Here is a 22,535-nt window from a genome sequence, read left to right as displayed (position 1 = left end):
AAACGTAAAAATGCACACTCAGTAAGAAGTGTGCGGATTAACAAGTGCACGCGGCATTGTCATTCCAGAAGTGAGGAACGAACTGTCTGGAATCTCAGATTAGCACTCGTATTTAACGAATTATCTATCTGGCACAAGTCAGTACAAACAAGAGAACAAGCATGAACAATAATGATCTGGTCGCCAAACTGTGGAAACTGTGTGACAACTTACGTGATGGCGGTGTGTCTTACCAAAACTACGTAAATGAGTTGGCGTCGTTACTGTTTCTTAAAATGTGTGAAGAGACGGGCCAAGAAGATGACTTGTTACCACAAGGGTTTCGCTGGGCGGATCTAAAAGCCAAGCTAGGCCAAGAGCAGCACCAGTTCTACCGTAACATGCTGGTTCAGCTTGGTGCTGACGACCATGCCATTGTTCGTGCAATCTTTCAAAACGTAAACACCACCATTACTCAGCCTGCTCAACTGACGGAACTAGTTGATAACATGGACAAACTAGAGTGGTTTGACGACTCTGTTGATGGTGAAGGGCAAGGTAAATCACGTGATGACTTTGGTGACATGTACGAAGGCTTACTGCAAAAGAACGCGAACGAGACTAAATCGGGCGCGGGTCAGTACTTTACGCCACGTTCACTGATTAGCACCATCATCAAAGTGATACAGCCTCAACCGCGTGAAGTGATTCAAGATCCAGCAGCGGGTACCGCAGGTTTCTTGATTGAAGCGGACAAGTACATCAAATCACAAACCAACGATTTAGATGACCTTGACGGTGACGACCAAGAGTTCCAAATGACCAAAGCCTTTGTGGGTTTGGAGCTAGTACCAGAAACGCGCCGTTTAGCACTGATGAACTGCCTACTGCACGATATTGAAGGTGATGCAGAAGAGGGCGCAATTCGCCTTGGCAACACGTTGGGTAGCGCAGGTGAATCCCTTCCACAAGCAAATGTGATTTTGACTAACCCTCCGTTTGGCAGCGCATCAAGTACCAATATCACTCGTACCTTTGTTCACCCAACCGGGAACAAACAGCTCTGTTTTATGCAGCATATCTATGATGCACTAGAACCAGGCGGCCGTGCAGCGGTGGTAATTCCTGATAACGTGTTATTCGAAGGCGGTAAGGGTACGGATATTCGCCGTGACCTAATGGATAAGTGTAACCTGCACACCATCTTGCGTTTGCCAACAGGTATCTTCTACGCACAGGGCGTGAAGACCAACGTGCTGTTCTTCCAAAAAGGCACGCCAGAGAACAAGAGCCAAGACAAAGGCTGCACCAAAGAGACATGGGTATTCGATATGCGTACCAACATGAACACCTTTGGTAAACGTCGCCCACTGACGGAAAAGCACTTTGAAGCCTTTATCAATGCTTATGGCGCAGATAAAAACGGTCAGTCACCTCGTGAAGAGGGCGTTTATGAGACGCTCGGTAATATTTTCGCAGAAGGCGAAACAGCAGAAAGCCTGAGCGAGAAAGCGCACAAGGTAGATAGTGCGCGTTTCCGCAAGTTCAGCCGTGATTACATTCGCGACCAGAAAGGCGACAGCCTAGATATCTCTTGGCTAAAAGACCTAGAAGCCACTAGCGCAGAAAACCTGCCAGAGCCAGAAGTATTAGCAGGTGAAGCGATGGCAGAGCTTACAGAAGCCATGTCTGAAATCTACCAACTGATGCAAGCACTTGGCGCTGACGACGTAGCTGAAGGACAAAAACAGCTTGTGGCTGAAGCGTTTGGCTTGGCAGAAAAGCCGGAGGCAGAGTAATGAGTGAGTTGCCGAAAGGTTGGGTTCATCAAAAGTTAGTTGAAATCACTACCAAAATTGGTAGTGGTTCAACCCCTAGAGGTGGACAAGAAGCATATAAGACTGAGGGAATACCTCTGGTTCGCTCAATGAACGTAAGGTTTTCTGGGATAGCTACAAAAGGTTTGGCATTTATAGACGATAAGCAAGCTGCTAAGTTAAGTGCTGTCACCATCAATGACAGAGACGTACTACTTAATATTACAGGTGCATCGATAGGTAGGGTCTCAGTTGCTAGAGACTGGGCTATTGGTGGCCGTGTTAATCAACATGTTTGTATTATTCGTCCAGTATTTCCCGATCCGTTAAGCGGCTACCTTAATTACTATCTGATGACTCCTGTTATGCAAGACTATATTAATAGTAATGAATCTGGAGCGACAAGACAGGCACTTACAAAAGCTAAAGTCGAGTCACTTTCTATACCACTTGCCCCACTCGCCGAACAAAAACGTATCGTCGAAAAGCTCGATGAAGTATTGGCACAGGTCGACACCATCAAAGCCCGCCTAGATGGCATCCCAGATTTGCTAAAACGCTTCCGCCAATCGGTACTCGCCTCTGCGGTGTCGGGTAAGTTGACGGAAGAATGGCGTAGGGATAATGAATATGATGAAGAGGGCTACCCGACGTCTTGGTTACGTAAAGGTCTAGATGATTTGGGAGAGCTAGCAAGAGGAAAATCAAAGCATCGTCCCCGTAATGACCCTCGGTTATTTGGTGCCGAGTACCCATTTATCCAAACTGGGGAAGTGGCACAAAGTAATGGTGTAATTACTAGTTGCTCTAAATGGTACAGTGAATTTGGTTTGGAACAAGGGAAGCTATTCCCCAAAGGAACATTATGTATAACGATAGCTGCAAACATAGCGGATACTGCTATTTTAGGTATTGATGCGTGTTTTCCTGATAGTGTCGTTGGATTTACGCCAAAAAGCGACATGACATCAGCGCTGTTTGTTAAGTACTTAATTGATGTAAATAAAAATCGTCTTGAGCAGTTTGCACCTGCAACGGCGCAAAAAAACATTAACCTTAAAGTTTTAAAAAGCTTGAGCTTACCTTACCCAAATTTAGATGAACAAGATGAAATTGTCCGTCTAGTCGAACAATACTTCACTTTCGCTGACACCATCGAAGCACAAGTGAAAAAAGCGCAGGCGAGGGTCGATAACCTAACCCAAAGTATTTTAGCCAAAGCCTTCCGTGGTGAGCTGGTGGCGCAAGACCCAAGCGATGGACCAGCCGACAAACTGCTAGAGCGCATTGCCGAGGCTCGTAAAAAGGCCGAAGCCCTAGCCAAAGCAGCCAAAAAAGCCGAAGCGGCTAAGAAGAAAGCAGAAAAAGCCGCCGCTAAAAGCTAATTGATAATTTTATAAGCACGCTCGGGCGTGCTTTTTTAATGGATAGAGTATGAATACCGATCAAAAACAACAGCTCTGGGACCGCTTTTTAGCAGAATGGCCAGTAGAACGAATTGAAGCGATGACATTAGCTGAATATGTGTCAGTTGAAGATAAAAGTACATTTACTTATTGGCTTGAAACCGAAGCGAGAGAGTTAGGTTCCATTAAGGGCGGTTCATCAGAGAAGTTTGGTATTTATAAGCGTGCCGATTCAAATAAAAGAAATGGTCGCAACAATTATAGTCACGATGACACTTATACTTGGCACTCTAAACATGGTGAGGATGCATCTGCTGCATTTGCAAGCATTAAGCAGAATATTTTAGCCGTAATCAAAGCGGTTAGAGCTAATGATTTAAATGCAATCGAGGTCATTGATGTAGCTCCGACATTAAAATGGAAAGTGGCATTTATCTATCAAAATAGGTCTAAACCTAGCGTACTTAATATTTACAAAGCTCCTGTGCTGTGTCGCGCGGTAAAAAACAGTCAAGCAACCATGGCACAGGCATATCGCCAACTGCTTGATAATATGCCAGATGATGTACCATTTTTTGACTACTATGAAGATGTCTGGGCAAGCAATCAAGAAGCGTCAGAGAAAGAAATTGAACAGTTGATAGAAAGAATGAACATGGATGCAGTCACCAACCTTTCCAACCCTAAACTGCAGGAGCTCTATGAGTTAACCGAGTGGGCGCATGACGTTGGCTTAGATATATATCCTGTAAATATCGACAATCAGTTCCGCATTGGCCGTAAAGGCTTAGATAGTGCTAAATCGGACGCTGCATTTAAACTCGTAACTGTTCAAAAATCAAAAATCAAACTCGATGATGCCAAATATAGTCTTGAGTATCTTGCTACATGCGAAGAAGATAAAGACAAATTTGCTGAGCAGTACTTGGTAGAGAGAGAAGGGTATTGGCCAGTCGATTACGCTCCTAACAACTCATCAACGGATACAGCGAAAAGTAACAATGGAGATAGCGAAATGACGGTGCCGAGCTTAAACCAAATTCTCTATGGCCCACCGGGAACCGGAAAAACCTACCACACCATTGAAGCGGCCGTTAAAGCCGCCGCCCCTGACTTTGTTTGGGACACACGCGCTGAACTAAAAGCCAAATACGATGAACTGGTTACTGCCAAACGTATTCGCTTTGTCACCTTTCACCAAAGCTACGGTTATGAAGAGTTTGTAGAGGGGATAACAGCCAATACCGAGGCAGGCGATATCAGCTATACAATCACCCCAGGGGTGTTTAAGAGGATATGTGCAGCAGCGCAATTGTCATTGCAGACAGAGGATCCAGGAATAAATCCTGAAGGTAAAGTTTGGAAGATTTCCATAGAGGGTACATACCAAAATGCCCGCAAAACGTATTGCTTTGAAAACAATATTGCAGCGATTGGTTGGGATGACGCGGGTGATTTACGCGAACAAAAACGCAATTCATATTTCAATGAGTTAGGTCGAAATGATCAAAATTCCTTGAATTACTTTTCTCAAGAAATGGAGAAGGGCGACTTAGTACTTTGTATAAATAGCAATACGTCCGTCGAGGCAGTTGGTGTCATTGATGGTGACTATAAATATATAGAGTCTGGAATAAACGGAAATGGGTACGCTCACCACCTTCCAGTAAAGTGGTTAGCTTTGGACTTTTCTGTGGATTTCCATGCATTAAATGGAAATAAACGTTTCAACTTGCCTACTTGTTACCCGTTATCTCGTTTAACTGTCGCTGGTACACTGAAACACCTTTCTGATAATAATGTTGATATTCGTAGTAAAAGTAACGGGACAGCAGAAGTAGAAAACTACGTACTTATTATTGACGAAATCAACCGCGGCAATATTTCTAAAATATTTGGTGAATTGATTACCCTAATTGAACCAAGCAAACGAATGCCAGCAAAGGGAAAATCGACTGACGAATCTTTAGAAATTAGCCTACCGCACAGTACGCCGCTGTTTTCTGTACCTGATAACTTGTACCTAATCGGCACAATGAATACCGCTGACCGCTCATTAGCCATGATGGATACAGCACTGCGCCGTCGTTTTGATTTCGTCGAAATGATGCCAAAGCCCGAGCTTCTAAATGGTGTTGTTGTCAATGGTATTGACCTTGAGCGACTGCTTAAGGTGATCAATGAACGTATCGAGATTTTATACGACCGAGAACACACACTTGGCCATGCGTTTTTGTTTCCTGCTTTTAATGCCAAAACAGAAGAAGATAAATTTAAAGAACTTGAATTGGCGTTTAAGAACAAGATCATTCCTCTTCTGGAAGAATATTTCTTTGAAGACTGGGACAAGATCCGTTTAGTGTTAGCCGACAATCAAAAACCAGAAGATTTGCAATTCGTTACTCAAAAACCGATGAATCAAAGCAGCCTAAAAGCGCTATTTGGCGACAAACATACGTTGGATCAATTTGGTGAAGACTATCAGCAGTATTCATTAAAAGAGAAAGATAACCAAGTATGGAAAAACGCTGACGCTTATATTGGTATTTACAACCCTAAAAGCGTGAAAGCAACCCAAACCAGTGATGTTCAGACCGATAGCACTGGATCAGAATCATCAGAAGTTAACGATAAAAAATGACCACTTCCATTGTTTTTGAATTTGGCTACTTAACGTGCGATGAACAAGCCGCGCAAGCAAATGATGACTACACGCTTATTTCAGCCAATGCGTTTCAATATTTAGAACGGCTCTGTTTAAATGAAAACAAAGGTAATGTAGGGCGTTTTTTAAAGCTGTGCAGCCGTTACGGCGACAAGTTGCTGCAAGTAAGAAACTACGTGGGCGTATTGTTTACGCCCAATGGTGAACACATTGAAGTATTACCCAAAGTAGCGAAAAAAACAGATAACTCACCAGAGGCCATCGACGAGTCGCGAAAACTCTTGCTGATGATGCTCAAACACCTCGGTGAATTTAGGCATATTGCCACTCAGTCGGCTAACGTTGATACCTTGAGAATGCCGCTGCTTGAAGTGTTTATTCAGCAGTTTTTGCACAGTGTTAACCAATTGGTGAAGCGCGGTTTACGCAGTGACTACGTAAAACAGCAAGACAACTTAGGCTTTAAAAAAGGCAAGTTATTGGTGGCCAAACAGGTGCGCTATAATTCAGTGAACAAACACAAATTTTATTGTGAGTTTGATGAGTTTTTGCAAGACAGACCTGCCAATCGGTTAATACGCGCCGCCTTAAAAAAAGTAGCGGCGTACACCCGAAGAAACCAAAGCCAAAGGTTACTTCGAGAGCTGGATTTTGCGTTTGATGACATACCCGCAAGTACCAATGTGAAGCAAGATTTTGCGCGTGTAAAACTAGACAGAGGCATGGACTATTACCAGTCACCGCTTGCATGGGCTAGGTTGATCCTTGAAGGTTTTTCACCTCTTAGCATGAAAGGTACGGCGAATGCGCAGTCTTTACTTTTCCCTATGGAGTCGGTGTTTGAAAGTTACGTCGCGTCGATATTACGCAGGAACTTAGCTGATGGCGTGACTCTTAGCACGCAAGCTAAGTCTAAATATTTAGTTCACCACAATGGGCATCGCCAGTTTCAACTTCGCCCTGATTTAATGCTCACTAAGTCTACTAAGTCTACTGAGTCTACTAAGTCGCCAGAAACGCCAGAAATGTTAGATACCACAGTGATTTTAGACACCAAATGGAAGCTTATCAACCTAACCGCTTCTAATTACGGTATATCGCAGTCTGACATGTATCAAATGTTTGCCTACGGCCATAAATACCTAGGGGGAGAAGGGGATCTGTTTTTGATTTATCCTGCTCATGATGGTTTTGATAAGGCGGTTGAGTGCAGCTTTGACTTTGATAAAGAATCGCCACCTAAGCTTAGGTTGTGGGTTGTCCCGTTTACTTTAAAATCTGAAAACGAGAATAGTGTTATTTGGCCAGAAGCATTTAAGTCTAAAGCTAATGAGCTTATTGGTTCGCTAACACAAAGGCTGAAGCATGAGAGCTATGCTTGATCTTGGTAAGTTGGCGATTTTATTGGCAGTGTGAATGGTTTATATTTCCATAATATCTATGTGCTAAAGGAAAATGTTGCGCTGGTACAATGCGTTACATAAATGGGCACTTGGTCGAAAGTATATGAATTAAGGATAATTATGCCGGATATCTCCCTCCAACTTGAACTTGCCAGCACTGACGATATCCAACAGCTGCAGAACTCGGCACTCAGCGCATTTGCAGACGATGTGGAAAAATACGGTGCGTTCCCGCCAAACATAGAATCAACAGATTGGTTCCAAGCTGAGGTTAGTAAAGGCAACTTTTATAAAGTGCTGTACAACAGCGACTATGCTGGGGCAATTTGCGTAGAGTGTGGTGAGCAGAGCAGTATTGAGATCCGATATTTCTACATTGATGTTCAGTATCAAGATAAACATATTGGCTCTCAAGCCATGAGCCTTATTGAACACCAGTATTCGCATATCACAAACTGGACTTTGTTCACCCCTTATCAGTCCTACAGAAACCACCATTTCTACGAAAAGTTAGGCTATATCAAAGTCGGTGAAGTACAGCCAGACCAATCAGATGATTTCAAGTTGTTTGAATATTCAAAGAGCCATTTAAGTTGAAATAGCGGCATAACAAACGTACACGGCATCTATAACTGATGATTGCTGCTCAATTAGATGTTTTGGTATAGGGAAAATTCAGCTAAGGGAATTAGATGAGTGAAAAAGTGAAAGTAGCACTGAAGTGGCTCAAAGAACTCTTGGATGCTGATGGTGTTGAGTATCAAATTGTCGGAGGGCTAGCTGCAACGATACATGGTGGCAGTCGTGAGATCGCAGACATAGACCTTTATATCCACAACTTTGACGCAAACAAGGTTTTGGCTCGCGTATCGCAATTCATATCTAAGCCGTTAATTCACTATGCAGAATACGGTTGGGATCTCGAGTATTTCCAGTTAGTTTACCAAGACCAAAAAATTGAAATTGGTTTATCTCATAATACGAAGATACAGTCGGCTCTAGATGGATCTTGGCATCAACTCGACATCGATTTTTCAGAGTCAGTCATTAAAAGCTATCTCGGCATCGAATTGCCAGTAATCCCAGTTCATCATTTAGTAGAGTACAAGCGAATATTAGGTAGGGAAGTCGATCTAATTGACATACAAGAACTGACGCTAGCCATTTAATCCGAGGTTGTGTGCATAAGGAAATGAGTATGAATTACGATGAGTTTAACCATTTTTGCGGGACATTTACTGGGACGAGTCATGTCGTTCAATGGGGCAATTCAGATGTCTGGAAGGTGGGTGGTAAAGTCTTTGCCATTGGCGGTTGGAGTGATGGAAAAAAAGCGGCATTTACTTTTAAGACATCCAACTTAAATTACGATTTTCTCAGTGATAGTGAAGGCTATAAACCGGCTCCGTACTTTGCTAACCGTGGGATGAAATGGATACAGCAAGTTGAAACTTCAGGTCAATTAGACGATGACCTAAAGTATTACTTGTCTGAGTCTTATCGTATTGTTGCTAGTGGTTTAAGTAAACGTAAACAACGAGAGTTGGGCATAGAACACCTATCTGAACCACGCACGTAAATGCTTCAAGGCAGATTTCGGCGTTGACGTAATACTTTTTAATCTTTATCGACAGGCCAATAGTCCTTTGGAAGATCCTGGCGACGAGATTGATCAAGTTGTATTGCAACAGTAAATGACACACAAACGTAGAGGTAGCGCACAGAAACGAAAACGGGGATATCGCGATTACGTAATCATTGATCTAGCCGATAGTGAGATAGTGATAAGAGGTCGATAATTCGTTGTCGGATCTAAATTAGAACTTTAAATCTAATTTCTAAGTAGTTGTTATCTCAGGAAGAGTTTTTGTGCTATGCGCCCCTATATTAAATACATTATCCCTATTTTAATTCCTTTCATTATCCTCGTAATGCCGCTATCAGCGTTTCCATTTGAAGGCCTTACGATTATTCAACAACGCGTTATCGCGATCTTTTTATTAGCGGCATTGTGCTGGGTATTCGAGCCCATCCCGATCTACGCGACGTCTGTTGTTATTATTGTTCTGCAATTGTTGATGTTGTCGGATAAAGGGCTGATCTTTTTAAGGTTTGATCATGGGGAAGAACATTTTGGTGAGCTGTTAAAATACAGCGACATCATGGCGACATTCGCCAGCCCAATCATCATGCTGTTTTTAGGTGGTTTTTTCTTAGCGATGGCCGCCACTAAGTATCGATTAGACGTAAACTTAGCTCGCGTGTTGTTGAAGCCATTTGGACAAGACCCAAAGTTTGTGATGCTCGGCTTAATGTTGATCACTGGTATCTTTTCGATGTTTATGTCTAACACGGCAACAACGGCAATGATGCTATCTATTTTAACGCCGGTACTGGCTGTGTTTGGCCCGAAAGACCCCGGTCGTATAGCGTTTGCGCTTTGTATCCCTGTTGCCGCTAACATCGGTGGCATTGGTACCCCGATCGGTACCCCGCCGAACGCTATCGCCCTTAAATATTTAGTTGGCGATAACCTCATTACGTTCGGTGAATGGATGGCATTTGGTGTGCCGTTTGTCGTGATTATGATGGCGTTAGCGTGGTTTTTAATAGGCTTTATGTACAAAGCTGACCAAAAGAAAATCGAGCTAAGCATCAAAGGTAAATTCCTTAAAACGCCCAAAGCCATTGCGGTATACGTCACTTTTGCGCTGACCATCATTCTTTGGTTAATGGGCTCAAGCCATGGCATGAACTCTTATACCGTCGCTCTGATTCCTGTCGCTGTGTTCTCACTCACAGGGATCATCAATAAAGAAGACCTGAAAAAGATTTCTTGGGACGTACTGTGGCTTGTATCAGGTGGTATTGCGCTTGGTTTAGCTCTCGATAAAACTGGCTTAGCAAGGCTCGTGGTACACAGCATTCCGTTTGATGCTTACTCACCCTATGTGGTGTTGTTCGGAGCGGCGTTCTTGTGTTTGGTAATGGCAAACTTTATGTCTCATACCGCAACGGCTAACTTGTTAATGCCAATTATGGCTGCATTAGGTTCGTCTATGGCTTCACTCACGCCACTAGGCGGTGAGTTAACGTTAATTCTGGTTGTGACTTTTGCCGCTTCATTAGGTATGTCGCTGCCAATCAGTACGCCACCGAATGCGTTGGCTCATGCCACAGGTCATGTGCAAAGTAATCAAATGGCTAGAATCGGTGTTATTTTAGGTGTGGTTGGTGTGCTACTGAGTTTTGTTATGGTGTGGGTGCTGCATTCAATTGGTCACATAGGATAACGATACGTGTATCAACAAAAGCTAGAAGCACTTATCGAGCGTTATTTTAATCAGACAGAACGTCGGGTGACGTGCCGTGCCGGTAACACCATTATTGAACAATCAGCGTTAAACACTCGTTTATATTATGTGTTTAGTGGAGAACTGGAAGGTTTTTATACCGAAGCGAATGCACCGCAAGTGCGAGTGTTTAGCGCGGGTAGTGGGGCCTTTATAGGCGTTCACAGCTTCTTTTCAGGCAATTGGACAGCATCTTCAACGGTTGTTGCTAAAACCGATGTTGAGTTAGCGTGGATCGATAAAGACACGCCTGCAGAAGATGAACGTAACTTTGGCCCTCTTACCGCACAGTTCACACTTGTGATTGTCAATGAGTTGTCGCGTCGTCAACGCCGTGCAACACAAGAAGCGATAGCGAAACAAAAAGCGTTAGAGAAGTTACATACTGCTGAGCAAATGACGACCTTGGGTCAATTGGCTGCAGGGATTGCCCATGAGCTTAACAACGCTATTGGTGTAGTAAATAGTAAATCTGGTCGACTTGAAACGGTCATCATGGATCTACTTGAAGGAGTGCATCCAGAAGCCAGTCAATTTTTCGATTTTGGGTTAATGCATGGTCAGAAAACGTCGTCGTCAGAAGCGCGAACACGTGGGCGACAATTTGAAAGAAAATATGGTTTAGACAAAAACATTGCACGCTCTCTTGCGAAGGCGATTCCAATTGACGCTCTATCTGCAACAGACGTTATTTCAAAACATTGGCTGAAAAACCCAGAAGAAGCGATTCGTTTTTGGCAGATGGGCTGTGATTTACATGATTTACGTTTGGCATCTCGACACACTGTTGGCATCGTAAAATCGGTTAAACAACTTGGCAGAGTTGATATTGACACCGAAGAAGCGGTTGATATTAACGACTCCATTAACCATGCCTTATCGTTGTTACAAAGTGAGTTACGTAGAGTATCTGTGCGATTGAGCCCTGCAGATTTGCCGACTTTTAAAGGCTCGAAAACAGAGCTCGTTCAGATTTGGGTCAACATTGTAAAGAATGCTTGTGATGCAATGTCGAATTCAGACGATGCCGCAATAGAGATTCAAACCAGATTAAGTAAGAAAAGAATATTAGTTACGATCACGAATAACGGCCCTGAGATAGACGAGGTGACTCGTAGAAAGGTATTTCAGCCCAACTTTACCACTAAAAAAGGTGGTTTATCGTTTGGGTTGGGCTTGGGTCTATCAATAGTTAAGCGGATTGTGGCGGGTTATGGCGGAAGTATCATTGTGAAAAGTGATGCTTCTAAAACTGTATTTAGAATCAAGTTACCAGTAGAGGGTGAACATGGAGAAGCTTAATTTAATCTGTGTCGATGACCAGAGAGAAGTACTGAGCGCAGTGGTACAAGATTTAGAGCCGCTGGCGAGTTGGCTGAATATTGAAGATTGTGAATCAGCACAAGAAGTGCTTGATCTCATTGATGAACTTGACGCAGAAGGCGAACACATTACCGTCATCGTGTCTGATCATGTGATGCCGGGAAAAACGGGTGTGGAGTTACTCACTGACGTGTTCCATGACAGCCGCTTTCCGAATACAAAGAAAATTCTTCTTACGGGGCAGGCTACTCATACTGATACCATCAATGCGATTAATGCAGCAGGTATCGACCGTTATTTTGAGAAGCCTTGGCAAGCAAGCACATTAGTTGAGTGCATTCGCACTCTTGTTACTGAGTACATATTTGATCAAGGGCTTGATTACACGGACTATCAGAATGATCTCGACCAGCAGGTTGTGTTGAGACGCTTGCGTTAGTCTCTTATGTTAGCGACTTACATGAGTCACTAATGTCAGTCGCTTGAAATTGTATGCACCGAAGGACGCTTTCTGAAGGATTTTGTCTTTGAAAGATGTAATCTTTCGGTGCATATATTACCTATCTCTTTTAGTCGTTCAGGTTTTAGTACTCAGTTATTAACACACTGGTTGCTGGCTTAAGTCTAAAACTCATGCGCTACGCCAACACCAACAGATGCATTGTATTTTCTTCACGAACTATTCCCTGAACATATTACAGAGCTAAAATGCGTCGCAGGGTATCAGTGTCGTCTGTTAGAACAGTGAGTTGGAAGTATTAACAAGGATTCCTAACGTGCGGTATTTGGCGTTCGAAGTCAGATCGGTGCTTACAACGTAAAGGACTAGGCTTTTCACGGCTTACTGCGTAATAATGCATTCGCCCACAAGTGGGGGTTTATAGTCAGTAGGATTTGAAAATGAGTGAGATTGCTCGCTTTATATCTGGTGAAGCGCCGGATAAGTTTGGTCGAAATATAGAACAGTTGTTAGCTTACAATCACTTTTGGTTGGAGCATGACCATAAGTACATTCAAGTATTTTTCCCAATAGATGAGGGGACTAAGTTTAATCAACATGCGCCGTTGGTTACTCAAGAAGATAGGGTGCTTTTTGCTAAGTCAGAAGAGCTCCGCACAGCTCATCTACAAGTACTTGACCTGATGCTTGAGTTTTGGGGCATGCAGCGAGAGGGTATCGAAATATCTTCGTTGTTACCGCTTAGCCACGCAAATCATGTATGGCTTAAAAACCATGATCATAACCAACTAAGGTTAACGCGAGCCATTCGTAGTTTATATTTGTTAGGCAATGAGGAAGTTGCGACCAACTTATGTGGCTTCTTGATCGCAGCAGCGAACGAAACCGGTTCTGTCTCTGATAAAACGGTGCAATATTGGCGTAATGCGTTAAATGGTTAGAAGTCCGCAATAGCCAGTGGGATTATCGACTTTCAGCACATGACAGTAGCAATAGATTTGATGGTCGTTGGCATTTAACCAATGGCCCGTGTAAAGGCATTTGGTTTATAGAAAAAGCCAACGACATGTAGGGCTATAAACGCATTATATACTTGGAATAACTTAAACAATATCCACGCGCATGTGTACGATTTAGTTTAAACGTATAGATAGGGGAAACCCATGAGGATTGTGATTTTTATCGCTACAGTGATTTTAGTTAAATCAATTGAAGCAAAGTTTGGACACACCTATAACATCTTTTCAGATCCACTTGATATCAAGTTAGCCGCTCTTGATTTTGTCTTGTGGGTTTCAGTCTACTTTGGTTTATCTTTTGTTTATGAGAAGGGCAAAGGCATCCTGACTAAAATGGGTAAAGTTAAGAGTCCTTAATGGGAAAACTTGAACCCTATTAAGCGTAACGGAATATTGTTAGTGATTTGAACTAAGACCAAGAGACGGTTTGGAGAGGAATAGTTATGAATGGAAAAATTGTTCGATGGGTTGATGAGAGGGGGTTTGGATTCATCAACTCAGATGAATTAAAGGGCGATATTTTTGTTCATATATCCAAATTTCGAAAGGGTTATCGTTCTCCAAAAGTGGGAGATAGCGTTGAATTTCAACTATCACATAGTTCTTCTAAACTCAGCGCTTCGAGTGCTCAGTTAGTTGGTATAGAACCACTCAAATCCAATCCTTTATCACTTATTTTGTCTGCACTTATCGTTGGTCTTATAGGGGCAGCTTTTTATCTTTTTTTGTTAGAGCCAAAGTTAAATCCGGCATATGAGAGTATGGGTTTTAGCTGCCAAGGAAAAATGTACTGCAGTGAGATGTTATCTTGTGATGAAGCAAAGTTTTATTTGGCAAACTGTCCCAATGTGAAAATAGATGGTGATCGTGATGGTATTCCTTGCGAGAGTCAGTTCTGCAGTCACTATTGATGCCTGTTTACTAGTCATTCAAAATAGACAACTAAAAGGACATTACATGGAAATCAGAGTAGGGACATTACCTGATATTGCAGGCATCACCGATATCTTCAACTTTTATATTGAACATACCAATGCGCGCTTTGAAGAAGAGAAGTTGTCGTTGGAAAATCGCCAGCAGTGGTTTTCTCAATTTTCTAGTCAAAGTAAATATCAACTTTATGTCGCGACAGAAGGTGATGCGTTATTAGGCTTCGCGTGTTCTCAGCAATACCGGGTTATGTCGGCATTTGAAGATACCGCAGAGGTCACTATTTATCTTGCGACAGAAGCTCAAGGTAAAGGCTTAGGCTCTAAGCTTTATTCTCAGCTATTTGCATCGATTAGTGATTATGGTGTTCACCGCGTACTCTCAGGTGTTGCTTTACCTAATGAGGCTTCAATAGCACTTCATAAACGTTTTGGATTTCGAGAAGTCGGAGTGTTCAATGAATATGCGAAGAAAAACGGTCAATACATCAGTTCAATGTGGTTAGAGAAGGCGTTAACCAAGGAACCAGATTGATTAGGATGGTTTAAACACGATGCAATACTCTTGGTACTTAAATTACGTATTGCTCAATGTTTGATTTAGAAACAAAGGACACAATATGGAAGTAAGGTTAGTCAAAGGTTCCGATCCTAAGTTCGCTGAATCGATCACTAAAACGAATATGGCGAGTTACTACCAAGCTCGTGGCATCGCTTGGGGTCATAGTCAGTTTTTACGCAGCTGGGATGAACTGGATAACTATGAAGTTTATGTAGGGGATAGCCGTATTGGTGTTATCCGCTTCAGTTACAACTGTGATACAACGTTTCTTAGGGACTTGCAGATATTAGCTGAATATCAAGATAGAGGCTTTGGTTCTAAGTGTCTCGATTTAGCTATTGAACATGCGAACAATCAATCATCGGCTCAGTTAGTGTTGCGAGTGTTCAGTGAGAACCCCGCGATTAAGCTTTATCAATCAAAAGGTTTTACTCAGTTGTCTGAAGTGAAAGGACTCGTTGAAATGGAACTGATTTTAGGAAGAACTATGGACACCATTATCAAACAAGCAATCGAATTGCGAAAAGAAGAGAAGTACCAAGAGTCACGTGACTTGTTGGCAACGCTACTCACTGATGAAAATTATGCCGCGAAAGCGCACTTGCAGATCGCGTGGTCTTACGATAATCAAGGTAAAGAGCGACAGGCGATTGAGCATTATGTGCTATCTCTGTCTGGCGTGCTTTCTTCAGTAGAGCGTTTTGATGCGCTGTTCGGTTTGGCGAGTACTTATCGAAGCCTTGGTCTTTATGCAGAGGCTTTAGGCTATTTCGAACAGACTATGGCTGAGTATCCTGACTCGATAGAAGTGAAACCTTTCTACGCAATGTGTTTGTACAATTTAGGTCGCCATAAAGAGGCGACGTCGCTATTACTTGAGCTTTTGGTATCTACGACTAATAGCGATGCGATTAAAGAGTACCAACGCGCGATCTCTTTATATGCTCAAGACTTAGATAAAACCTGGTAAGCCGCTGCTTATAAAGATCATGTACTAATATAGAAAAAGCCTAAGTATTAATAGGATACTTAGGCTTCAAGAATTCGGTTTTAGTTTGAGTTTAAACCGTTACTCTGAAAGTTCTTTACGAACGATCTCTGCGCCAGCGCTTAGCGCATTGAGCTTAGCTGAGGCAATTTCACGAGGAAGTGGAGCCATGCCGCAGTTGGTGCACGGGTAGAGCTTATCGGCATCAACATACTTCAGTGTTTCTCGTAGAGTGTCGGCAACTTCTTCCGGCGTTTCAATTGAATTGGTTGCAACATCGATAGCACCGACCATCACTTTCTTACCTCGAACGAGCTCAAGCAATTCAACCGGAACATGAGAGTTATGACACTCTAATGAGATGATATCGATATTCGATTGCTGAAGCTTAGGAAATACCTCTTCGTATTGGCGCCACTCGGTACCTAGTGTCTTTTTCCAATCCGTATTTGCTTTGATGCCGTAGCCATAACAAATATGAACTGCAGTTTCACACTTAAGCCCTTCAATGGCTCTTTCTAAACAAGCAATACCCCAATCGTTCACGTCATCAAAAAATACGTTAAACGCAGGCTCATCGAACTGAATAATATCAACACCAGCCGCTTCTAACTCTTTTGCTTCTTCGTTAAGGATTTTTGCGAACTCCCATGCTAGCTTTTCACGGCTTTGGTAATGCGCGTCGTAAAGCGTATCTATCATGGTCATTGGCCCCGGTAGAGCCCACTTAATTGGTTGATCCGTTTGCTGGCGTAAGAACTTAGCATCTTCGACAAAAACCGACTTTTGACGAGAAACAGGGCCAACGACTGTTGGTACACTCGCATCGTAACGGTCGCGAATTTTAACGGTTTCACGCTTTTCAAAATCCACGCCATTCAGGTGTTCAATGAAGGTTGTTACAAAGTGCTGACGTGTCTGTTCGCCGTCACTCACAATATCAATACCGGCTTGTTGCTGGTCTTGAAGAGAGACACGTAGCGCGTCTTGTTTGCCGTCGGTTAATTCGTCGCCTTCCAGTTTCCATGGAGACCAAAGTGTCTCTGGCTGTGCTAGCCAAGATGGCTTAGGTAAGCTGCCTGCTGTTGAAGTCGGTAATAATGTTTTCATAACGTATACTGCCTATCCTTGGTGATTTAAGAGCGTGATTGCTCGATTAAAGCGCGTAGTTGGCAGACCAGTTCTCTAGAACTGACTGGTATGGCTTAATGAAAGTCTCTTCTGCGAATTTACCTTGTTCGATAGCTAATTTGCTTCGTTCTTCTCGGTCATACACGATTTGAGTTAGCGAGTGATCCAAGTTTTTCAAGTTTGGTTGGTAGCAGTTACCTGCAACCGCATTCGCGTTGTAAATCTCAGGACGGTAGATTTTTTGGAATGTACCCATGGTGCTGATGGTGCTGATAAGTTCTAGGTTTGAGTAATCGTTCAGTAGATCACCAAAGAAATAGAAAGCTAGAGGTGCAACACTGTTTGGCGGCATGAAGTAACGAACCTGTAAGCCCATCTTCTTAAAATATTGTTCAGTTAAAGAAGACTCATTCGGTTGGTATTCAAAACCTAATACTGGGTGTTGGTTTTCAGTACGGTAATAGGTTTTATTATCTGACACGCTTAAGCAAATAACAGGTGGTTTATTAAAGTTCTTTTTGTAAGCGTCAGAGTTAACGAAATATTTAAAAAGCTTGCCGTGTAAATCCCCAAAATCTTCCGGAATGCTGAATTTCTCTTGGCCTTTATTATGATCCAATAGACGTACGCTAAAGTCATAATCTCGAACATAAGAAGAGAAGTTATTTCCGATAATGCCTTCAATACGCTCGTTGGTTTTACGGTCTAGAATATTGGTTTTCAGTACTTCAATGGAAGGGAATGCTTCGCCGTTGCTTTCAATGTCCATATCAACAGAAATGATTTCAAGCTCTACAGAGTAACGATCGCCCTTTGGGTTGTCCCAGTGTGCTAATGCGTTGAAACTGTTGTCAATCATCTGCAGTGCATTGCGCAAGTTTGCTTGGCGGCTGTCACCACGCGCTAAGTTAGCGAAGTTGGTGGTGATACGTGTGCTGTCCGCAGGTTGATAGTTCTCGTCGAGGCTAATGCTCTTAATTGTAAAATTAAATTCTGTATTCATGTTGTTCTGATATCCCAATCTGTAGTCTGACTTTCTCGGTCTTTAGAATTAAAATTGCATTTATTTTTGCTTGTGACCGGATTAATAGTTGAAGGCAATACTGTATGAAAAAATTAATACGGTATTAAGTTAATCGCTTGGTATTTTTATACTTGGTTCGATAAATGATTAATAATGGTATTCTTTCACAATCAACATGAGGAATATTCATGATCTATTATGTTTGAAAATATTAGGTGGTGTCAGTTATATTAATTGGCTTGATGGAAATATAACCACATTAATAGTGCGTTATTTAAGACAATTAATTTAATTAAGAGATGGACGAAATGAGTGAGTTGCTGTTGTTGATTTTATACTGTGCATTATTAGGCAGTGGTGTTGGTTTTCTTGCCGGACTTTTGGGGATTGGCGGAGGGCTTATCATTGTACCTGTGTTAAGCAGCATTTTACTTCACTTAGAAGTTTTACCTGCTGACCAAGTGGTCGTTGCAGCGATTGCGACTTCCTTGGCATCAATTTTGTTTACCTCAACTTCCTCTGCGCTTGCTCACCACAAAAATGGAAACGTGCCTTGGGATTTGGCACCTTGGATCATGTTGGGTGTTGCTCTGGGTGCATTGATTAGTGGCTTTATGGCGGCTCTGCTGCCAGAAAAAGTTGTTCGTATTGTGTTTGCCGTAAGTGTGGTTCTTATTGCGATCAAGATGTTCTTAAGCAGCAAAAATGACGCGCCTAAAGAACGAAAGCTACCGAACAAGGGCGTACTAACGGTTCTTACAACTATTACGGGGGGCTTGTCAGCCATGATAGGCATTGGTGGTGGGGCATTGCTGGTTCCACTATTGACGTTCTTCTCTGTCGATATGAAAAAGGCCATTGGTTGTGCGTCGGCTTGTGGCATTGTGATCGCATTATTTGGGTCTATCGGTTATATCACCTCGGGCAGCAGCCACTTTGCTCTAACAGAAGGTTTTGCTGGCTTTGTTTATTTACCTGCGCTGCTGGGTATCGTGTGCACATCTTGGTTTACAGCTCCGCTAGGCGCAAAAGCAACTAACCATTTACCGGTTCCAACGATTAAGAAGATCTTCTCAGTACTGTTGGTGGTTATTGCAGCCAGCATGGTTGCTCGTTAATTAAAGAATTCAGTAACCTGTAACTGAATCAGTTTCTTTATTCATTAGACATTTAGGTGCAAAAAAATGCATGTAAATGTCTAATTGCGATCTGAGCCCTCCAATAACATGAGTTACTCATTTTAATGCACCATGGTTCATAATAAGATTGTTCACGTTTAATAAATATTCAAATGTGGTCAAATACTTATCTAAAGGAGCGAGTAATGGCACGAGAAATCTCATTTAAGGGCAACGGCCCACGTTGGAACGTGGCTCTATCAATGATAATAAGTTACGTGATCGCATCTTTAGCTATCAACTTGTTTTATCAGACTGAGCTCCAGTTTTTCCCTTTTGTTACTTCTATCTTAATCATGATCGCTGTCTATGCTTTGGTCTCCAAGTTCACCCGAAGACATTTATCTTTAGTCGGTGAAGACATACATCTACATGACGTTAAAGCGAACTTGGTGATCAAAAACTCTGTCTTTTCTCGTCAGTATATTCAGGTTAAATCACTGACTAAAAATGGCTATTACAAAGTGAATGTTCACAAAGAACAGGTTGATAAATCTGATTGGGAAATGCTGTTAAGCAAGGCCACACAGCAAAACGTTTAACGCTAACGCTTCATGGAATTCATTCATGTCAGGGTGTTTTATCAACAGTATTATCTTGATAAAACATTGTTATTTAACCCAATTCACTGCTATAGCTAAATGTATCTTGTTTGATTCAACGGAATGCTATCAATGAGTGATTTATGGATCCTTTAACGCAGGGCGTGTTAGGCGCTTCTTTGTCACAGTCAGTAAGCAAAAAACAACATGTGGTTGTTGCTGGGGTATTAGGGCTACTCTCAGGATTGGCTCCTGATTTAGATGCACTGATTAAGTCTCAAAGTGATCCTTTGTTGGCTTTGGAGTTCCATCGGCAATTTACTCATTCACTCTTCTTTATCCCCATTGGCAGTTTGATCTGTGCCTTTGTTCTACATCATCTGATTGCAAAAAGGCGCGGGCTTACTTTCAGGCAAAGCTGGCTGTTTTGCGCTCTGGGTTATGGCACTCATGCACTGTTAGACGCTTGTACCACTTATGGCACGCAGTTACTTTGGCCTTTGACTAATGCGCGTTTTGCTTGGAATACCATATCAATCATCGATCCTGTTTATACGCTGCCCATCTTAGTTTTGCTTGTGTTTGCAACGTTGAAACGAGCACCTTGGCTAGCACGTGTTGCGTTTGCTTGGGCTCTAATTTATCCAACATTAGGGATGATACAAAGAGATAGGGCAGAGGCGATTGGGTGGCAATTAGCGGAACAAAGACAACATACGCCGATTCGATTAGAGGCAAAACCGAGCTTTGCTAATATCTTGGTTTGGAAAGTGGTATACGAAACAGAGGCTCATTACCATGTAGACGCAGTGCGGGTTGGCACATCGGTAAATATATACCCCGGAGAGTCGATCGCTAAGCTGAACGTGAGTCAGGATTTCCCGTGGCTTGCCCCTAATTCACAACAAGCAAAAGATATTGAACGCTTTCGCTGGTTCTCTAATGGTTATATTGCTCAGGACCCAACGGACGAGTTGCGTATTATCGATGTCCGATACTCAATTGTACCGAATCAAATGAAAGCACTTTGGAGCATCAAGCTATCAAAAACTGTTGATGCAAACACGCATGTAAGATACGAAACTCATAGAGACAACACACCTGAGTCGAGACAGATCTTCTTCGATATGCTTACTGGAGATAAATGAGCTAGTTTTAAACAGTAAAAAGGCTGAGTCAGATAATCTGCTCAGCCTTTTTTATTCGTCTATTACCTAGTTTTCTTTGTTCGAAAACTCTTTAATAAAACATTAAAGGTAACGGCTTCTTAGGTGGTCTTTGAAGTATTGCGCATTCAAGGTTTCACCGGTTGCGCCTTTCACCAAGTCATCGGTGTTAAGCTGGCTGCCTTTACTCCAAATATTCGATTCTAACCAAGTGAAGATAGGTGATAGGTCGCCACTTTCAATCACAGCGTTCACATCCACTGTTTTCTTCATTGAAGCCATGAACTGAGCCGCGTATATCGCACCTAGTGTGTACGATGGGAAATAACCAAATGCGCCGCGATCTATGGTGTAATGTAACCTGCAAATCTTTAGATTAGGTAGATCCTAGTTTAACTCGTTTTGCCCTATTGTGAGTTTCAGTTTTTCTTCTCATCTAATCTAGGCTCGTTCTTTCCATTGGCAGGGATTGTCAAATAGATCATTAATTCATTATCGACTAAGCTGTTCCATTGTTGAGCAAGGAAACTACTCGTCACGCAATTAAATAACTTTTCGGATAAAACTAAGAAATATTTTTTTGTGAAAGTTTGCGTTATCCAACCTTTGCCTTAAAGTTTATATAAGGTAGTGAAGTAAAGTGCTTAGGCCGATCCAAAACGGTTCCCAACAGGTGAGTTAATATGTTTAGTTATATTATTTGGATTGGGTTGTCTGTAGCTGTTGGTGCTTATGCAAAGCGTAAAGGAAGATCTGGTATAGGTTTTTTCTTTTTGTCCTTTATTCTTAGTCCAATTTTTGGAGCAATCATTGTACTGTTACCAACCCCAAGTCAGCAGAATAAATGGTCATACTTAACATTTGCTGCTTTTTTGGGAGGATTTTTAGGATATATAGGAATGTCTGATAACGATAATACCTATGTCGAGGATAAAAAGAGTCGTAATAATCAAGCTTCTGTTCAATCCAAAACAGTAACTGCATCTGATACAACTATTACAATTAGTGATTTTTACGTAACCGCAAGTGAATTAAACGTTAGACTGTCTCCGGCTAAGACAGGCAAGAAAACCAATGTAATATATCGACGACAATTGGTGCAGGTCTTTGAGACGACTAATGGTTGGTCAAGAATTTCCAAGTACTATGATGGCACTATAGAAGGTGTTGATGGGGAAGTAGCGAGGTGGGTTTCTTCTAAGTATCTGTCAAAACATAAACCAACTGAATTGAGAGTTATGTCATCTAACAGGTTAGAAGCTGCGTTAGATAGTTCTGATGACTACATATCTTACAAGGCAAAGTTCATCAAAGTATCGAAGGATCTCATAAACACAGGAGTCTGTTCAGTGGAGGATTTTGAGCACCAAGGTGGTTGGGTACGTTCAGTTAACTACAAGCCAAGAAGAGTGTATTTTACCTATTGTGGTAATCATAGTAACACTTCTGGAAGAGTTTATTATGAGCCATCATCTGGCAATGTTTTTAAATAAACTTGAGTATTGAGTAACAAAAAACCACCTTAGCTAGCATGATGTGATTACCGAGGGAGGTTGACGGTCTAAATACCGAAGGATTCTGTCGTTGCTT

At 42.2% G+C, this 22,535-nt stretch carries 21 protein-coding genes and 2 pseudogenes; 20 read left to right on the top strand and 3 right to left on the bottom strand.

The window, feature by feature from the left end:
* Positions 1–161 precede the first annotated feature (161 nt).
* From AB6D07_RS13060 to AB6D07_RS12985, 16 genes and pseudogenes are all read left to right on the top strand, one after another.
* Positions 162–1,778, top strand: coding sequence for an N-6 DNA methylase (locus tag AB6D07_RS13060; RefSeq protein ID WP_017103033.1), 1,617 nt, complete (start codon positions 162–164; stop codon positions 1,776–1,778).
* Positions 1,778–3,181, top strand: coding sequence for a restriction endonuclease subunit S (locus tag AB6D07_RS13055; RefSeq protein ID WP_017103032.1), 1,404 nt, complete (start codon positions 1,778–1,780; stop codon positions 3,179–3,181). The genes AB6D07_RS13060 and AB6D07_RS13055 overlap by 1 nt, the downstream gene beginning before the upstream one ends.
* Before the next feature lie 49 nt (positions 3,182–3,230).
* Complete coding sequence (locus AB6D07_RS13050) at positions 3,231–5,843, top strand: AAA family ATPase (RefSeq protein ID WP_017103031.1); 2,613 nt, start codon at positions 3,231–3,233, stop codon at positions 5,841–5,843.
* Entirely contained in the window at positions 5,840–7,249 is a 1,410-nt protein-coding gene (locus AB6D07_RS13045) for an McrC family protein (RefSeq protein ID WP_017103030.1), read from the top strand. Before AB6D07_RS13050 ends, AB6D07_RS13045 begins: the two co-directional genes overlap by 4 nt.
* A gap of 141 nt (positions 7,250–7,390) precedes the next feature.
* Positions 7,391–7,867 (top strand): GNAT family N-acetyltransferase, encoded by a 477-nt coding sequence (locus AB6D07_RS13040; RefSeq protein ID WP_017103029.1) that lies wholly within the window; start codon positions 7,391–7,393, stop codon positions 7,865–7,867.
* A gap of 95 nt (positions 7,868–7,962) precedes the next feature.
* On the top strand, positions 7,963–8,439 hold the full coding sequence (locus AB6D07_RS13035) for a hypothetical protein (RefSeq protein ID WP_017103028.1): 477 nt from the start codon (positions 7,963–7,965) through the stop codon (positions 8,437–8,439).
* Positions 8,440–8,468: 29 nt separating this feature from the next.
* A complete protein-coding gene (locus tag AB6D07_RS13030; RefSeq protein ID WP_017103027.1) occupies positions 8,469–8,849 on the top strand; it encodes an MmcQ/YjbR family DNA-binding protein in 381 nt (126 codons plus the stop codon).
* 295 nt (positions 8,850–9,144) lie between these two features.
* Positions 9,145–10,563: a DASS family sodium-coupled anion symporter gene (locus AB6D07_RS13025; RefSeq protein WP_017103026.1), complete on the top strand. Its 1,419-nt coding sequence runs from the start codon at positions 9,145–9,147 to the stop codon at positions 10,561–10,563.
* 6 nt (positions 10,564–10,569) lie between these two features.
* Entirely contained in the window at positions 10,570–11,925 is a 1,356-nt protein-coding gene (locus AB6D07_RS13020) for an ATP-binding protein (RefSeq protein ID WP_372091207.1), read from the top strand.
* Positions 11,912–12,385 (top strand): response regulator, encoded by a 474-nt coding sequence (locus tag AB6D07_RS13015; protein WP_017103024.1) that lies wholly within the window; start codon positions 11,912–11,914, stop codon positions 12,383–12,385. Before AB6D07_RS13020 ends, AB6D07_RS13015 begins: the two co-directional genes overlap by 14 nt.
* Positions 12,386–12,846: 461 nt before the next feature.
* Positions 12,847–13,347 (top strand): opioid growth factor receptor-related protein, encoded by a 501-nt coding sequence (locus AB6D07_RS13010; protein WP_017103023.1) that lies wholly within the window; start codon positions 12,847–12,849, stop codon positions 13,345–13,347.
* A 222-nt stretch (positions 13,348–13,569) separates the two neighbouring features.
* Entirely contained in the window at positions 13,570–13,782 is a 213-nt protein-coding gene (locus AB6D07_RS13005) for a hypothetical protein (protein WP_017099097.1), read from the top strand.
* Positions 13,783–13,868: 86 nt separating this feature from the next.
* On the top strand, positions 13,869–14,336 hold the full coding sequence (locus tag AB6D07_RS13000; protein WP_012603768.1) for a cold shock domain-containing protein: 468 nt from the start codon (positions 13,869–13,871) through the stop codon (positions 14,334–14,336).
* 46 nt (positions 14,337–14,382) lie between these two features.
* Positions 14,383–14,889, top strand: coding sequence for a GNAT family N-acetyltransferase (locus tag AB6D07_RS12995; RefSeq protein ID WP_009846557.1), 507 nt, complete (start codon positions 14,383–14,385; stop codon positions 14,887–14,889).
* An 85-nt stretch (positions 14,890–14,974) separates the two neighbouring features.
* Positions 14,975–15,406 (top strand): annotated as a pseudogene (locus AB6D07_RS12990) (GNAT family N-acetyltransferase); the annotation flags it as partial.
* Positions 15,404–15,886: a tetratricopeptide repeat protein gene (locus AB6D07_RS12985; protein WP_029222928.1), complete on the top strand. Its 483-nt coding sequence runs from the start codon at positions 15,404–15,406 to the stop codon at positions 15,884–15,886. The pseudogene AB6D07_RS12990 and the gene AB6D07_RS12985, both read left to right, overlap by 3 nt.
* Before the next feature lie 99 nt (positions 15,887–15,985).
* Here the strand turns inward: AB6D07_RS12985 and AB6D07_RS12980 are convergent, their stop codons facing one another.
* Both AB6D07_RS12980 and AB6D07_RS12975 read right to left on the bottom strand, forming a co-directional pair.
* Positions 15,986–17,014, bottom strand: coding sequence for a methionine synthase (locus tag AB6D07_RS12980; protein ID WP_009846559.1), 1,029 nt, complete (start codon positions 17,012–17,014; stop codon positions 15,986–15,988).
* Between the two features lie 46 nt (positions 17,015–17,060).
* On the bottom strand, positions 17,061–18,038 hold the full coding sequence (locus tag AB6D07_RS12975; RefSeq protein ID WP_029222927.1) for a DUF1852 domain-containing protein: 978 nt from the start codon (positions 18,036–18,038) through the stop codon (positions 17,061–17,063).
* A 329-nt stretch (positions 18,039–18,367) separates the two neighbouring features.
* Between AB6D07_RS12975 and AB6D07_RS12970 the strand changes: the two genes are divergently transcribed.
* The 3 genes from AB6D07_RS12970 to AB6D07_RS12960 all read left to right on the top strand — a co-directional run bounded on the left by AB6D07_RS12970 (position 18,368) and on the right by AB6D07_RS12960 (position 20,927).
* Complete coding sequence (locus AB6D07_RS12970; RefSeq protein WP_009846561.1) at positions 18,368–19,177, top strand: sulfite exporter TauE/SafE family protein; 810 nt, start codon at positions 18,368–18,370, stop codon at positions 19,175–19,177.
* 173 nt (positions 19,178–19,350) lie between these two features.
* The gene (locus AB6D07_RS12965) at positions 19,351–19,779 is read left to right on the top strand and encodes a hypothetical protein (RefSeq protein ID WP_017103020.1); all 429 of its coding nucleotides are present in this window, start codon (positions 19,351–19,353) and stop codon (positions 19,777–19,779) included.
* A 143-nt stretch (positions 19,780–19,922) separates the two neighbouring features.
* Positions 19,923–20,927, top strand: coding sequence for a metal-dependent hydrolase (locus tag AB6D07_RS12960; protein WP_017103019.1), 1,005 nt, complete (start codon positions 19,923–19,925; stop codon positions 20,925–20,927).
* A gap of 102 nt (positions 20,928–21,029) precedes the next feature.
* On the opposite strand, the pseudogene AB6D07_RS12955 reads toward AB6D07_RS12960, so the two are convergent.
* A pseudogene (locus tag AB6D07_RS12955) lies at positions 21,030–21,287 on the bottom strand (carboxypeptidase M32); the annotation flags it as partial.
* Positions 21,288–21,628: 341 nt separating this feature from the next.
* Here AB6D07_RS12955 and AB6D07_RS12950 point away from each other — a divergent pair.
* Positions 21,629–22,438 (top strand): SH3 domain-containing protein, encoded by an 810-nt coding sequence (locus AB6D07_RS12950; protein ID WP_017084343.1) that lies wholly within the window; start codon positions 21,629–21,631, stop codon positions 22,436–22,438.
* Positions 22,439–22,535 lie beyond the last annotated feature (97 nt).

The sequence above is a fragment of the Vibrio sp. 10N.239.312.C11 genome (assembly GCF_041466065.1).
GTDB classification, from domain to species: Bacteria; Pseudomonadota; Gammaproteobacteria; order Enterobacterales; family Vibrionaceae; genus Vibrio; species Vibrio tasmaniensis_A.
The sequence above is the reverse complement of the archived record's forward strand: the minus strand, read 5'-3'. Positions and strand labels throughout refer to the sequence as shown.

Excerpts from the sequence above, each read along its gene's own strand:
- AB6D07_RS13060 (WP_017103033.1), top strand. The coding sequence starts at position 162 with ATGAACAATAATGATCTGGTCGCCAAACTGTGGAAACTGTGTGACAAC.
- AB6D07_RS13055 (WP_017103032.1), top strand. The coding sequence starts at position 1,778 with ATGAGTGAGTTGCCGAAAGGTTGGGTTCATCAAAAGTTAGTTGAAATC.
- AB6D07_RS13050 (WP_017103031.1), top strand. The coding sequence starts at position 3,231 with ATGAATACCGATCAAAAACAACAGCTCTGGGACCGCTTTTTAGCAGAA.
- AB6D07_RS13045 (WP_017103030.1), top strand. The coding sequence starts at position 5,840 with ATGACCACTTCCATTGTTTTTGAATTTGGCTACTTAACGTGCGATGAA.
- AB6D07_RS13040 (WP_017103029.1), top strand. The coding sequence starts at position 7,391 with ATGCCGGATATCTCCCTCCAACTTGAACTTGCCAGCACTGACGATATC.
- AB6D07_RS13035 (WP_017103028.1), top strand. The coding sequence starts at position 7,963 with ATGAGTGAAAAAGTGAAAGTAGCACTGAAGTGGCTCAAAGAACTCTTG.
- AB6D07_RS13030 (WP_017103027.1), top strand. The coding sequence starts at position 8,469 with ATGAATTACGATGAGTTTAACCATTTTTGCGGGACATTTACTGGGACG.
- AB6D07_RS13025 (WP_017103026.1), top strand. The coding sequence starts at position 9,145 with ATGCGCCCCTATATTAAATACATTATCCCTATTTTAATTCCTTTCATT.
- AB6D07_RS13015 (WP_017103024.1), top strand. The coding sequence starts at position 11,912 with ATGGAGAAGCTTAATTTAATCTGTGTCGATGACCAGAGAGAAGTACTG.
- AB6D07_RS13010 (WP_017103023.1), top strand. The coding sequence starts at position 12,847 with ATGAGTGAGATTGCTCGCTTTATATCTGGTGAAGCGCCGGATAAGTTT.
- AB6D07_RS13005 (WP_017099097.1), top strand. The coding sequence starts at position 13,570 with ATGAGGATTGTGATTTTTATCGCTACAGTGATTTTAGTTAAATCAATT.
- AB6D07_RS13000 (WP_012603768.1), top strand. The coding sequence starts at position 13,869 with ATGAATGGAAAAATTGTTCGATGGGTTGATGAGAGGGGGTTTGGATTC.
- AB6D07_RS12995 (WP_009846557.1), top strand. The coding sequence starts at position 14,383 with ATGGAAATCAGAGTAGGGACATTACCTGATATTGCAGGCATCACCGAT.
- AB6D07_RS12985 (WP_029222928.1), top strand. The coding sequence starts at position 15,404 with ATGGACACCATTATCAAACAAGCAATCGAATTGCGAAAAGAAGAGAAG.
- AB6D07_RS12980 (WP_009846559.1), bottom strand. The coding sequence starts at position 17,014 with ATGAAAACATTATTACCGACTTCAACAGCAGGCAGCTTACCTAAGCCA.
- AB6D07_RS12975 (WP_029222927.1), bottom strand. The coding sequence starts at position 18,038 with ATGAATACAGAATTTAATTTTACAATTAAGAGCATTAGCCTCGACGAG.
- AB6D07_RS12970 (WP_009846561.1), top strand. The coding sequence starts at position 18,368 with ATGAGTGAGTTGCTGTTGTTGATTTTATACTGTGCATTATTAGGCAGT.
- AB6D07_RS12965 (WP_017103020.1), top strand. The coding sequence starts at position 19,351 with ATGTGGTCAAATACTTATCTAAAGGAGCGAGTAATGGCACGAGAAATC.
- AB6D07_RS12960 (WP_017103019.1), top strand. The coding sequence starts at position 19,923 with ATGGATCCTTTAACGCAGGGCGTGTTAGGCGCTTCTTTGTCACAGTCA.
- AB6D07_RS12950 (WP_017084343.1), top strand. The coding sequence starts at position 21,629 with ATGTTTAGTTATATTATTTGGATTGGGTTGTCTGTAGCTGTTGGTGCT.